Here is a 13,308-nt window from a genome sequence, read left to right as displayed (position 1 = left end):
CGCCGTGACGATTTCACTCATGACCTCTCCTCAAGCCGCAAGCGGCAGATAACCCCTTGGCCGAACTACACACCTTCACGCCCCTGCCCGGGCAACACATTGAAGTCCGGCCGCTTTTGCTTCCGAAATAAGCAGCCGTCAGCCGTTTTTTCGGGCAACATTCCGGCCGGTCCCGGCAAATGCTCCCAGCCCATGCATATCGCGCTGGCCCGAGCCTTGCTACCATCCCGTTAAGTCATGCACTGTGTCGTATGGCTTTGGGGGGCAGTCGGCATTTATGGCAGTTGCGTTCGATGAAATGAACGGCCTCGGCGGCGACCTCCGCCCGGCCTATCAGGAACTCTCCCGCTGGCTGAAGGAGACGCCGCCGGACGCGCTGGAATATCGCCGCCAGGAAGCCGAACTGCTGTTTCGCCGGATCGGCATCACTTTTGCGGTTTATGGCGATTCCGAAGCCCAGGAGCGGCTGATCCCGTTCGACGTGATTCCCCGGATCATGTCCGCCCGGGAGTGGACGATCCTGGAAAAGGGTCTCAAGCAGCGGGTGCGCGCGCTCAACATGTTCCTGCGCGACATCTATCACGGCCGCGACATCCTGCGCGCCAATATCATTCCCGAAGACCTGATCTTCCAGAACCCGGTGTTCCGCCCGGAGATGAACGGCCAGGACGTGCCGCACGACGTCTACGTCCACATCGCCGGCATCGACATCATCCGGGTCGATGCGGACAATTTCATCGTGCTGGAGGACAATGCGCGCACGCCATCCGGCGTGTCCTACATGCTGGAAAACCGCGAAATCATGATGCGGCTGTTTCCGGACCTGTTCGCGCGCCACCGCGTCGCGCCGGTGGAACGGTACCCGGACGAATTGCTGTCGGCGCTGCGGTCGGTGGCGCCGCTTAGCGCCGCGGCCGAGCCGACGGTGGCGCTGATGACGCCCGGCGTCTACAACTCCGCCTATTACGAACATTCATTCCTGGCCGACAAGCTCGGCGTCGAGCTGGTCGAGGGCCGCGATCTCGTCGTCAAGGACGACGAGGTGTTCATGCGCACCACCGAGGGCCTCAAGCGCGTCGACGTCATCTACCGTCGCGTCGACGACGACTTCCTCGATCCCTTGACCTTCCGCCCGGATTCGGCGCTCGGCGTGCCCGGCCTGATGTCGGCCTATGCCGCCGGCAACATTACGCTCGCCAACGCGGTCGGGACCGGCATCGCCGACGACAAGGCGATCTACTCCTACATGCCCGAGATCGTGAAATTCTATCTCAGCGAAGAGCCGATCCTGAAGAACGTGCCGACCTGGCGCTGCCGCGAGCCAAAAGACCTCGCCTACGTGCTCGACAATTTGAGCGAACTGGTGGTGAAGGAAGTGCACGGTTCCGGCGGCTACGGCATGCTGATCGGACCGGCCGCCACCAAAGCGACGATCGAGGCGTTTCGCGACAAATTGAAACGCGAGCCGGAAGGGTTCATCGCCCAGCCGACGCTGGCGCTGTCGACCTGCCCGACCTGCACCGCGTCCGGCCTTGCGCCGCGCCATGTCGATTTGCGGCCCTTCGTGCTGACGGGAAGCAACCACGTCACCATCGTGCCGGGCGGCTTGACCCGCGTGGCGCTGAAGGAAGGCTCGCTGGTGGTGAATTCGAGCCAGGGCGGCGGCACCAAGGACACCTGGATACTGGATGAATAGATCAGGCCTCAAGAGAGCAATATCTTTGCATGCTGTCGCGCACCGCTGAAAACCTCTATTGGCTCGCCCGCTATGTCGAACGCGCGGAATATCTGGCGCGCACCATCGATGCGACGCTGCGCGTCACCGCGCTGCCGAACGCCTATGTGGGCAAGACCAACGAGTGGGATTCCGCCCTCCTGACCGCGGGCGTCAGCGCCAGCTTCTACGAGACCCATGAGGAAGCCGACGAGCAGAGCGTCGTTGATTATTTGTCGTTTTCGCCGGCCAATCCGTCCTCGATCAAGAACTGCATTGAAAACGCCCGGCTCAACTCCCGTTCGGTTCGCACCGCGCTGACCGGCGAGATGTGGGACACCATCAACTCGGCATGGATCGAACTTCAGGAAGTCTGGTGCAAGGGCACCAAGACCCGCGAGGAACTGACAAAATTCCTGCGCTTTGTGCAGGAAACCTCGCTGCGGTTCGACGGCTCGGCCTACCGGACCATGCTGCGCAACGACGCCTACTGGTTCTCGCGGCTCGGACTGCATCTGGAGCGCGCCGACAACACCGCCCGTATCCTCGACGTCAAGTACCATGTGCTGCTGCCCGAGGAAGAACATGTCGGCGGCCCGCTGGATTATTATCAATGGACCTCGATCCTGCGCTCGGTGTCGGCGCTGACCGCCTACCACTGGGTCTATCGCGAGACGCTGAAACCGTGGCTGATCGCCGACCTCTTGATCCTCAACGATTCGCTGCCGCGCTCGCTGGCGAGCTGCTATGGCAACCTGGTGCGCAACCTCGACCAGATCGGCGTCGCCTATGGGCGCCAGGGCGCGGCCCAGCGCCACGCCCGCGGGGTCCGCAACCGGCTGGAACACAGCCATATGGATGATATCTTCCAGCACGGCGTGCATGAATTCATCCAGGAATTCATTGCCGACAACTCACGGCTCGGTGAAATCATCGCCAAGCAGTATCTGATTTGAGATTTTGCGGAGAACGCAAGGAACCACCTAACGGCCCGGCTCGTCCCGGCCTGACAGCAACACCAACAGCGTCATTGCGAGCGCCAGCGAAGCAATCCATACTTACTTTGCGGCCCGATGGATTGCTTCGTCGCTTCTCTCCTCGCAATGACGATCCTCCAAATCTTCAGCCCGTCCCGGAACCTCATGCGCCTGCGCATCGCCCATTCTACCACCTATCGCTACGAACCGGCGGCGACCGGCGTCATTCAGATCCTGCGGATGACGCCCGGCAGCCATGATGGGCAATACGTCGCCGAATGGCAGATCGACGTCTCCACCGACTCGCGCCTGCATGTGCATCAGGACGCGTTCGGCAATGTCACCCATGTGCTGACCGAGGGAGCGATCGCCGATCTCACCATCAGCGTCGAAGGCCTGATCGAGACCCACGATACCGGCGGCGTGCTGCGCGGCACCGACGAGCGGTTTCCGCCGAGCCTGTTCCTGCGCACCACCCCGCTGACCCAGGTCAATCCGCCGATGGCGACCTTCTCGCGCGAATTGCGGTCGGAATCGGAAGCCGACGTGCTCGGGTTCCTGCACGCCTTGATGCTGCAGATCAACGATCACATGACCTTCGACGAGGATCCCACCAACAGCGGGACCTCGGCGGTCGAAGCGTTCGGGCTCAAGCGCGGGGTGTGCCAGGATTACGCGCATATCTTCATCGCCTGCGCGCGCTCGGGCGGCGTGCCCGCGCGCTTCATCTCCGGGCACTTCCTGCGCTCCGACGGCATGGTCCATCAGCAGGCCGGGCACGCCTGGGCGGAGGCCTTCGTGCCGGACCTCGGCTGGATCGGCTTCGATCCGGCCAATGCCATCTGCACCACCGATGCCCATGCCCGCGTCGCCGTCGGGCTCGATTATCTCGGCGCCGCCCCGGTGCGCGGCACCCGCTATGGCGGCGGCATGGAAACGCTGACGGTCGCGGTCAAGGTCGATCAGGCCGGACGCCAGGGTCAGTCGCAGAACCAGTCGTAGGCTTAAGCAGTCGCGTCACACCTCAAGGCCGGCTGCCCCGCGGAAACCGCCGCGCTGTCCCGTTATTGCCAATATGCGCGGGCCGCATCCCGTGATAACGCACCGGTCGAACGCCATTTGGCAGCCCGCTACATTTGAATTTGGAGAACCAGAGATGTCCGACAGTCCGAGGGTTAGCTTGCTGTCGGTTTTTTGCTTGCTATTGGCCGTGCTGATCTCGCCGCGCTTTGCCTACGCGCAATCCACTGGCGCCGACAGCACATGGACCGTACTTGACGTAACCGCGGCGATAAATCGCGCAATCGAGGAAAGCAAGGACGGCGTCGAATTGCGCGAAAAGGTCGTGCGCCGCTTTTCTGAATGCTCGCTGATGTATGGAGGTCTTTCAACGCTGGCTTCCAATGCTGAAGCCAAGAAAAATTACGTTCAAGCCCAGACAGCAACCATGGAAGTTGAATGGACGATTGGCAAGCCGTTGCAATCGGACAAGAGACTGGAAATTGAAGAAGCCGCCCGAAAAACAGTGGCACTGATGTTGCGTACCATGAAGGCGCAAGGCGAGAAAGAAGTGGGTCCGCTTCTCAAGAACTGCAAAGCGTTAAATGATTTGAAGGAAATCAAAAATGCCCTGCGGGAGCTTTCACTCCATTAAAGCCAGATCAGGGGCAGCCCAGCCATGCAGGCACAGCGTAGGTGATTTTGTCGAATTGCGAACGCCATGCGCAATCGCTGTCCAAAATGAGGTCAAAGCGCAAAACAAAAAAGCATTCGTGGTGGTTTTGGCGATTTCCAATATAACCTTCGCGTTGACGCTGAAAGCGACCGTACAATACTCTGGAACTTGATCCCGGAAGTTCGGTCTGTTTGGTCAAGGGGGCGTCGTGATATGGCAAGCGCTGACATTGCGGCTGGTTACGCCGGTGAACGTCTCACGCGACGGCAGTGGAACGTGCTCGGCATCACGATGCTGTTTTGGCTGTTCGATGGTTACGAGACATTTGCATTATTGCTGACCCTCGGGCCATCGCTGCACCAGCTTTTGCCAGCCAACGAACTGTCGACGCTGCCGCGCGTCGCCGCCTATCTGATTTCAATCACGCTGTTCGGCTGGGCGGTCGGCGGCGTGCTCGGCGGCTTTATCGGCGACCGCATCGGCCGCCGCCGCACGATGATCGGCGCCGTGGTGCTCTACAGTATTTTCACCGGCACCAGCGCGCTGTCGTCAACCTGGCAGTGGCTCGCCCTCACCCGCTTCCTCACCGGCGTCGGCATTGGCGCCGAATGGGGCGTCGGCACCTCGTTGCTGCAGGAAATGTGGCCGGAGCGGCTTCGCACCAAAGGTGCCGGCATTCTGCAGGCGGCATTTTCCGGCGGTTTCGTCGTCGCCTCGCTGCTGTGGATGGTGCTGGGCGGCTCGTTCGGCGCCTCGTGGCGCTGGATGTATGCGGTCGGCATCGTGCCGGCGCTGTTCGTCGCCGTGCTGGCGCGGAAAATCCCCGAATCCGAGCGCTGGACCAAAGTGAACCATTCCATGGCGGCGATCGGCAGCGCCCTGCGCGCCAATGCCCGCAACCTCATCGTCGCCATCATCGTCTCGATCTCGATCACGGTCGGCTTCTGGGCGATCTCGTCGTGGGTGCCAACCTACGCGGCGACGCTCGCCTCCGATCCGAAAAGCGGCGTGTACTATGCCAGTATGGCCGGGTTGCTCTACGCCATCGGCGAAATCCTCGGCTGCATCGCTTTCGGCCTGCTTTCCGATATCTGGGGCCGCCGCGGCACGCTGGCTTTCTATCTTGCCGGCTCCATCGTGATCACGCCGATCGTGTTCCTCTATGTGCTCGATCCGCAAATCGTGGTCCTGTTGCAGATCGTCAACGGCTTCCTTACCGGCGGCCTGTACGGCTGGTTCGCGGTGCATCCCCCGGAACTATTCCCGACCAGCATCCGGTCGACGGCGATCAGCCTGATCTTCAATTCGGCGCGTTTCCTGGCGATGTTCGGCCCGATCCTGGCATCGAGCCTGATCGCTTTCTTCGGCGGTTATGGTCCGGCCGCGACTACGCTTGCCAGCGTCTTTGTGGTCGGGTTAATCGCAGTGTTCTTCCTGCCCGAAACCAAGGGAAAGCCGCTTCCGCTATGACCAAGGCTAGCCACGTGCTCAAACCCGGCGAGCCGGTAACGCTGCCGCCCGCCGGGAATATCAGCTTCGAAATCGAGGCCGGCCAGCGGCTTCGCCTTGCTCAGCCCGAGGGCGAGCAGGTCGCGGACCTTATCTCGTTCAACCGTGACGATGTGCGGGAATTGCTGTCGATGCATTCGAGCCGCGCGGTGAATCTGAACTGGAAGCTCACGGCGCCGCATGTGCTCTATACCAACCGCACCCGCGAAATGTGGAAGATCGAGGAAGACCTCACGGCCGAGAATTACTGCGGCGGCGGCTATTGCAGCGAGCACCTCAACATCGCGCGCTACGGGGCGCCCGGAACTGGTGCACCGAACTGTCAGTCCAACCTCGAAGCCGCCATCCGCGGCTATGGCATGGACCGCTGGAATTTCAATATCGACGCCTGTTTCAACGTATTCATGACCGTCGCTTACGACGAGAACGGCGTCTGGGAAATCCGTCCGCCCAAAGGCAAACCGGGCGACTACATCACCATGCTGGCGCTGCTGCCGCAGATCGTGGCCATTTCGAATTGTCCGATCCTGTTCAACGCCTGCAACAACTTCCGGCTCAAACCACTGACGGTCGAAATCCTCGCCTAGCAGGTCGAAGCGGAAGCCGCAGCCATCGGTGCAGGAATCGGCCGCGGGCGGATTCGGTGAGCCGGTTTGATCGAGGCCATCCTGGCAGACGGCTTCAATCAACGATCGCGGCGTAGACAAGCTGCTTCACCAGCCGGCGGTGGACCACGCGGCTCGCAAACGGCGCCTGCGACATGAACACCACGGCAAGCTGCTCCTTGGGATCGACCCAGAAGAACGTGCCGCCGGCGCCGCCCCACATGTATTCGCCCGGCGAGCCCGGTACCCCGGCGGTGCCAGCGCCCGTGCGCACCATGAAGCCGAGCCCGAATGTGTAACCGGGCACGCCAAGCAGCAGCTCGCCGGGCCCGACCGGCGAGCTCGGCCGGGCGCCAAGGTGGTCGGACGTCATCAGCGCAAGGGTCGTACGAGACAGAAACTGTGTGCCGTCGAGCTTTCCGCCCTCGAGCAGCATCTGGCTGAACCGCAGATAGTCCATCGCAGTGGACATTCCACCCTCGCCGCCGAGGTCGTTTGCCGGCGGTACCGTCGGGTCGAACATCGTGAATGCGTGCGGCAACAGTGGCTGCGCGATCCGTCCGGCCTTCGCATTCGGCACCACGAAGCCCGAATCCGTCATGCCGAGCGGCTCGAACAGACGCTCCTCCAAGACCTTCGACAGCGGCTTGCCCGACACCGCCTCGACCACCCGGCCAAGCAACGCGGTCGATAAACTGTATTCCCACTGGGTACCCGGTTGGCTCGCGAGCGGCGCCTTGGCGAGACGCTCGACAAAGTCCGCAGCCGTCAACTTATCGCGGATCTCAACGCCGACTGCTTTCAGATCGGCCTTCTCATAAGCCTCCTTGACGGGAGCATTGCGGGTGACGAAGTCGTAGGCAACGCCCGATGTGTGGCGCAGCAGATCCTGGATAGTTGGCTCGCGCGCGGCCGGCACCATCTCGTAGGTGGTTTGCCCGGTGGTAGCGTTCGATGTGGCGACGCTGACATTCTGTCCCTTGAAAGCCGGCAGAAACTTGGAGACCGGATCCGGCAACTGGATCTTGCCCTCCTCGACCAGCATCATGGCTGCGAGCGAGGTCCACGGCTTGGTCATCGAATAGACGCGGAAGATCGAATCCTTCTGCATCTTCTTGTTGGCCGGCTTGTCCTGGTAGCCGACTGCCTCGAAATAGACGAGTTTGCCCCTGCGGGCCACCGCTACCACGGCGCCAGGCAACCGGCCCTGATCCACCTCTGCGCTGAACACCTTGGCAATCTGGGCGAGCCGTTCGCCGGAGAGCCCGACGGTCTCGGGCGCTGCTGAAACCAGGCTCTGGGCGCGAACATCCGGGGCAGCGACCTGAAGCACGGCGACAAGAGCGGTGAAAAGCAGCGCGTGTCGCATGGGGCCTCTCCATCTGCGATTATTATTGTCGCACGCCAGGACTTCAGCCTGTGCTGCCGAGCAGTTGTTGTATCAAACTACATCGGTTGCCAGTGCGCGAAAAGGGGCCCGATGTCGGCTGCCGGGCACGAAACCGACATGCCGATGCAGTCGCCGCATGTCCGCTGTAGAGGGATCAACGGACCTGACCCGGACGCGGCTCGAAGTCTGAAAGTGACTCAAAGCGAACGTTATTCTCATCTCGGCGCAGACCCAAGCGCCTTGAGTTCGGCATTTGCAGCATCCCATTCGACCACGTTGTGCGAACAATCGTTCACGGCGATATGAAACATCCGCGCAGCTTCATCCTTCGACCCCTTTATCAGAGATAGTTCACCGCCGTAAAAGTTCGCCTTGCAAAGGCGGATCTTCTTCGTTTCGGGGTTCGGGTCATCAGCGGCCGCCAGCATGGCAGCAGGAGTTAGTTGCCCTAAGAACAGGCGGATTACCGGCGCGGGCCAAGCAGTCATGTCGATTTTAGAAATCGCCTGCGACAGGCGACTCGGTCCGCCACTGCGCTGACCGACAATCTCTAGCCAAAGAGCCTCGTCCGCGTCTGTGGGATCAAGCTCGGTTGCTTGACTCATATCGGCCAACGCCTTGGCCTGGTTTCCGCTGTAAAAATACGCGCGACCTCGCCTCGCGTAGAGAGCATCGTTCTTGGGATCGAGCCGAATCGCCTCGCTATAGTCGGAGATGGCGTGGTCCAAGTCACCCTTTAAGCGGTATACAAAAGCACGGTTGTTGAAAAAATCGGAGTCTTTGGGATTGAGGCTTATCGCCTGGTTGTAGTCCGACATGGCGTGGTCGAGGTCACCCTTATTGCGGTATGAGATGCCACGGTTGTAGTACGCATCGTGATCTTTGGGATTAAGGCTTATCGCTTGGGTGTAGTCAGCGATGGCGCGGTCGAAGTCCCCCTTATTGCGGTATACGATACCACGGTTGTTGAAGAAAACGGGGTTTTTAGGGTCGATACTTATCGCCTGGTTGTAGTCGGCCATGGCGCGGTCGTTGTCACCCTTGCCCTGGTACGCCTTGCCCCGGTTGCCATAGTTTATTGCCTGATTGCGCCCCTTCCATTTCTTCGAATTAATGGATTGCGTGCAGGCAACAATACGCGGCTCCGGATCGCGCAGATCATCACATTGGTCAGCGGCGGCTGGACAGCTTATGAAAATCATAGGGGCGATCAGAACGAACGAAAAATTCAATCTGCTATTGCTCATTATCTCTCCGGACCAAAAGACCAGATGCCGTCATTACGTGATAAATCTTGTTGTTGGTCAAGATGCGCAGGTCGGCTGCTACGATGTCGGCTCTTGGCACGAAACCGAGATGCCGATGCAGTCGCCGCATGTCCGTTGTAGAGGGATCAACGGACCTGACCCGGACGCGGCTCGAAGTCTGAAAGTGACCGAAAGCCGACGTGGGTCGCTGGACAACGGCGCGCCGCGGAGACTCTGCGGTTGTTGTCAGCAGCATCCTATGACACCATCTGGGTACCGAGTTGTTATGACTTTTAGATGCCTATGCCCCGCCGGAAATATGCTTGGGAAAAGCTATCGGACGAGCAGTTGCTCCAGCAACGCCTCAGTAGTCTGAGGGTTGCGGTCGAAGACACGTGGCTGGAGGATTGCACCAGCACTCTTTATGAAGAGCTCGACGAGCGGGGCATCCGGCTGCGGCCACATACATGGATATCGAGCGAATGGTTTAGTCCGGCAGATGTGCCCGGCATTGCCATCCCATTCTATCTCACCCATCCCCGCCTGATGAAGCTCGAGAAGAAAATGATGCTCGACGTCGAGGGCGGCACCTGGTCCGAATGCATGGCCATCCTCCGCCATGAGGCAGGCCATGCCATCCAGCACGGCTATCAGCTGCAGCGCCGCCGGCGTTGGCAGCAGCTGTTCGGCCGGTCCTCAAAACACTACCCGCGCTACTACCGGCCCAATCCGGCCAGCCGGCAATATGTCCAGCATCTTCGGCTCTGGTACGCGCAGAGCCATCCGGACGAAGATTTCGCTGAAACCTTCGCGGTGTGGCTGCGGCCGCGTTCGAACTGGCGGACGCGCTATGCCGGCTGGCCAGCGCTGAAGAAGCTCGAATATGTCGACGAACTGATGGAGGAAATTGCCGGGAAGCGGCCGCTAGTCACGACGCGGGAGCGTGTCGATCCGCTGCATGAACTCAGCCAGACACTCGGCGACCACTATAGAAAGAAGCAGGCGTTCTACGCCTTCAGGCCACCGAAGACCTACGACCGCGACCTCTCCCGGCTCTTTTCCGCCGATCCACGGCATCGCCGGGGGCAGCTGGCTTCTGCATTCATCAGGCGGCACCGCGCCCACATCAGGCAGCTGGTTGCGCGGTGGACGGGCGAGAACCAACTTACGCTTGATGCTGTACTTGACGACATGATCTTCCGCTGCCGAGAGCTCAATCTGCGCGCTGTCGGCTCCGATCGGAAGCTTGTGGCTGACTTCACCGTCCTGTTGACCGCCAAGACCATGCACGCGCTGTTCGGTCCTTCGCGGCGGAAATGGATCGCGCTATGAGACGCCTGCGCGTTCTGGTGCTCATGCATCCGGACTTCATGCCCCCGGACTCCACCGACGGATACACTGCGCGGCAAATCAACGAATGGAAAACCGAATACGACGTCGTGAGCACCTTGCGTGCGGCCGGCCATGATGTTCGCCCGCTCGGTGCGCAGGAGGAAATCAAGCCGGTGCGCGAGGAGATCGAAAATTTCAAGCCGCACGTGGTATTCACGTTGCTGGAGCAGTTTCACAACGAGCCGACGTATGACCAGCACGTCGCAAGCTATCTCGAACTGATGCAGATCCCGTATACCGGGTGTAACCCGCGTGGTCTGATCTTGGCGCGCGGCAAGGATCTGTCCAAGACATTGGTGCACCATCGCCGGATCGCGGTGCCGGCCTTCGCCGTATTCCCGATGCGCCGAAAGGTCAAACGCCCAGCACGTCTTGCGCTGCCGTTGATCGTCAAGAGCCTGAACGAGGATGGATCCCGGGGTATCTCGCAGGCATCCGTCGTCGATACGGACGAGAAGCTCGCAGAGCGCGTCGCCTTCGTCCACGAGCGGATCGGAACCGCCGCGATCGCCGAGCAATATATCGAGGGACGTGAGCTTTATGTCGGCGTGCTCGGCAACAATCGGTTGCGAGTGTTGCCGGTTTGGGAATTGAAATTCGGCACCATGGGCGGCCAGGCCATAGCCACCGAGAAGGTCAAACACGATCCCGGTTATCAGGAGCGCGTGGGAATTGTAGATGGGCCGGCCAACCTTGCGCCGGAGGTACGCGCCCGCATTCAGCGAACAGCGAAACGCATCTACCGAACACTGGGGCTCGATGGATACGCGCGCATCGACTTTCGCCTCTCTGCCGACGGCACCCTGTATTTCATTGAAGCGAATCCCAATCCCGAAATCGCGAAGAGCCAAGAGTTCGCTACAGCGGCCCGGTATGACGGACTTGATTACCCGGGCCTCTTGCATCGCATTCTGGCTCTCGGAATAAGCCGGGCAAACGCCGGCGCATCCGTAGGCTGAGACCGGTATGCGGAAGAGAGATTCCCATGCCCGATTCATCTATGTCCGGCTGTTTTGGTCTGCTCGAAGACTCACGGTCCTGAGGATGTTTTAGCTTCTGGTCCAACAGCCCAAATTGAGCCCGATAGGGTCGATTAGGCAAATTAGCCGGGATACAACCGCCTAACTACGATCTCCTCGATAGGCCTTTTTTCCTCTCCGATGTCGCCTGTTGGCACAAAACCGAGATGCCGATGCGGTCGCCGCTTGTCCGCTGTCGGGGGATCAACGGACCTGACCGGGACGCGGCTCGAAGTCTGAAAGTGCCCCTAACCCGAAGTCGCGGTCATGCCGTGATCATCCATAGGCCTGAGCCCAACCCGAAGCTCACGCTCAAAACCCGAGCAGTGCGAGTCCAACCCAACTAAACGCAAACAGCGAGCAGCCGATCGCCGCCACTGACGCTAAAGTTGCAATCGTTTTTGCTGACGACATCATCCGAAATCCATTGTAGCCCGCCATCAACTCTGCCTAACGACTTGTGCTCGAAAATGGCGAGAGTTTGCCGGCAAGAAAAAAGAACCAGCTGTGTCTGCGTTGCAACACAAACGCTTGCCCGCAAAAATCCGCAATCGCTGCCCCTAGTGGGGAATCGGGGGATCCAGCGCACATGCATCGAGTTTTGAACGGGGGAGTTAGACAGCGGCTCTTATGGCCAGTCGGGGCTTTGCTTGCGTTTATCGTCTTGTGGCTGGGTTTCGGCGGGTCGCAGCCTCAGCCTGCTCAGGATTTTGAAGAATGCGTCGAACGGGTTCATGCCACCGCCCCACCGAATGACGGGGTCGGTGCTCTAATGACGGACTGCAACGTCCGGTTTGCGGGCCGGCGAAAGGCAGCCGGCGGCTACACGTATTACGACTTCATGCAGGACCGGATTTTCGACATCGCAGGCCCCAATCCGACCGCAGAGGAACGCAAACAGATCGATCGGGAGTATATCAACTACCTCGATGCTCAACGGCGAGAAGCTGTTTCGGCTGAATTGGCAAAAAGACAGAACGAACAGCTTCGGGCCGATCTTGAAAGGACGCGTCAACCTGTTGGGCCACCGATGGTGTTGTCACCAACAAGTTTACCTCCCGCGGCTGCAAAACGCCTTGTCGATAGATCGAAAGCGACACGCTGTGGAGATGACTCACTACTATCCTGCAGCTGGGCAAAGTTCTCAACGGCTGTAAAGAATGCCTTTGCTTCGTCGGGCAGGACGAAGCCCTGATCATTCGATGCGGCCCGCGCGTGCCTTGCCAACCAGCGCGGCGCACACTGCAAGCTGATCACTTCCGCTTCTGGCACATTCACGCTGACCGGCTCTGAAGATGTCTGCTCATTGGCGAAGACCGGAAGTGGCCGGAGCGCGGTCAAAGTGCCGCTTTTGACCCAGACTGTGTGAAAACCTGACTGATGCTATGATTCCCTTTCTGAATCGCGGGGGGATGATGAAGGGTTTCGTACAAGGGGCCGATCGCCAGCAGACGACACTGTTACCTGAATGCCTTGATGATTGGGTGGACGAGAGCAATCCTGTTCGCGCGGTCGATGTGTTCGTCGATGCGCTGGAACTGCGCGATCTGGGTTTCGATGGCGTCACCCCGGCAGCGACCGGCCGGCCGGGATATCATCCGTCGCCGATGCTCAAGCTTTATATCTATGGCTATCTCAATCGGGTCCAATCGAGCCGGCGGCTGGAGCGTGAAGCTGGCCGCAATCTGGAAGTGATGTGGCTGACGGGACGGCTCGTTCCGGATCACAAAACCATCGCCGATTTCCGCAAAGACAACGGCCCGGCCATCAAGAAGGTCTG

Annotated in this window: 13 protein-coding genes; 11 read left to right on the top strand and 2 right to left on the bottom strand. The window is 60.1% G+C overall.

All coding sequences use genetic code 11. The features are described from left to right. From E8A46_RS20255 to E8A46_RS20225, 7 genes are all read left to right on the top strand, one after another. On the top strand, positions 1 to 234 hold a 234-nt coding region (locus E8A46_RS20255), incomplete at its 5' end, for a hypothetical protein (protein ID WP_291565024.1). A gap of 43 nt (positions 235 to 277) precedes the next feature. After that, on the top strand, positions 278 to 1,696 hold the full coding sequence (locus E8A46_RS20250; RefSeq protein ID WP_291565022.1) for a circularly permuted type 2 ATP-grasp protein: 1,419 nt from the start codon (positions 278 to 280) through the stop codon (positions 1,694 to 1,696). A gap of 29 nt (positions 1,697 to 1,725) precedes the next feature. Next, positions 1,726 to 2,670 (top strand): alpha-E domain-containing protein, encoded by a 945-nt coding sequence (locus E8A46_RS20245; RefSeq protein ID WP_291565018.1) that lies wholly within the window; start codon positions 1,726 to 1,728, stop codon positions 2,668 to 2,670. Between the two features lie 186 nt (positions 2,671 to 2,856). Further along, positions 2,857 to 3,693: a transglutaminase family protein gene (locus E8A46_RS20240; protein ID WP_291565015.1), complete on the top strand. Its 837-nt coding sequence runs from the start codon at positions 2,857 to 2,859 to the stop codon at positions 3,691 to 3,693. Positions 3,694 to 3,847: 154 nt separating this feature from the next. Beyond that, positions 3,848 to 4,345, top strand: coding sequence for a hypothetical protein (locus E8A46_RS20235; RefSeq protein WP_291565013.1), 498 nt, complete (start codon positions 3,848 to 3,850; stop codon positions 4,343 to 4,345). A gap of 234 nt (positions 4,346 to 4,579) precedes the next feature. Next, positions 4,580 to 5,836, top strand: coding sequence for an MFS transporter (locus E8A46_RS20230; RefSeq protein WP_291565011.1), 1,257 nt, complete (start codon positions 4,580 to 4,582; stop codon positions 5,834 to 5,836). Then, positions 5,833 to 6,462, top strand: coding sequence for an urea carboxylase-associated family protein (locus tag E8A46_RS20225; protein WP_291565007.1), 630 nt, complete (start codon positions 5,833 to 5,835; stop codon positions 6,460 to 6,462). The genes E8A46_RS20230 and E8A46_RS20225 overlap by 4 nt, the downstream gene beginning before the upstream one ends. A 94-nt stretch (positions 6,463 to 6,556) precedes the next feature. Here the strand turns inward: E8A46_RS20225 and E8A46_RS20220 are convergent, their stop codons facing one another. Both E8A46_RS20220 and E8A46_RS20215 read right to left on the bottom strand, forming a co-directional pair. Beyond that, on the bottom strand, positions 6,557 to 7,849 hold the full coding sequence (locus tag E8A46_RS20220) for a serine hydrolase domain-containing protein (protein WP_291565005.1): 1,293 nt from the start codon (positions 7,847 to 7,849) through the stop codon (positions 6,557 to 6,559). A gap of 236 nt (positions 7,850 to 8,085) precedes the next feature. Beyond that, the gene (locus E8A46_RS20215; protein WP_291565003.1) at positions 8,086 to 9,117 is read right to left on the bottom strand and encodes a tetratricopeptide repeat protein; all 1,032 of its coding nucleotides are present in this window, start codon (positions 9,115 to 9,117) and stop codon (positions 8,086 to 8,088) included. 297 nt (positions 9,118 to 9,414) lie between these two features. Between E8A46_RS20215 and E8A46_RS20210 the strand changes: the two genes are divergently transcribed. The 4 genes from E8A46_RS20210 to E8A46_RS20195 form a co-directional block, all read left to right on the top strand. Further along, on the top strand, positions 9,415 to 10,449 hold the full coding sequence (locus E8A46_RS20210) for a putative zinc-binding metallopeptidase (RefSeq protein ID WP_291565001.1): 1,035 nt from the start codon (positions 9,415 to 9,417) through the stop codon (positions 10,447 to 10,449). After that, positions 10,446 to 11,468, top strand: a complete 1,023-nt coding sequence (locus E8A46_RS20205; RefSeq protein ID WP_291565000.1) for an ATP-grasp domain-containing protein — start codon at positions 10,446 to 10,448, stop codon at positions 11,466 to 11,468. The genes E8A46_RS20210 and E8A46_RS20205 overlap by 4 nt, the downstream gene beginning before the upstream one ends. A 706-nt stretch (positions 11,469 to 12,174) precedes the next feature. Beyond that, positions 12,175 to 12,723 (top strand): hypothetical protein, encoded by a 549-nt coding sequence (locus E8A46_RS20200; RefSeq protein WP_291564998.1) that lies wholly within the window; start codon positions 12,175 to 12,177, stop codon positions 12,721 to 12,723. A gap of 220 nt (positions 12,724 to 12,943) precedes the next feature. Then, a partial coding sequence (locus E8A46_RS20195; protein ID WP_291564996.1) for a transposase occupies positions 12,944 to 13,308 on the top strand: 365 nt, incomplete at its 3' end.

It is taken from the genome of Bradyrhizobium sp. (genome assembly GCF_004799445.1).
Lineage (GTDB): Bacteria > Pseudomonadota > Alphaproteobacteria > Rhizobiales > Xanthobacteraceae > Bradyrhizobium.
The sequence above is the reverse complement of the archived record's forward strand: the minus strand, read 5'-3'. Positions and strand labels throughout refer to the sequence as shown.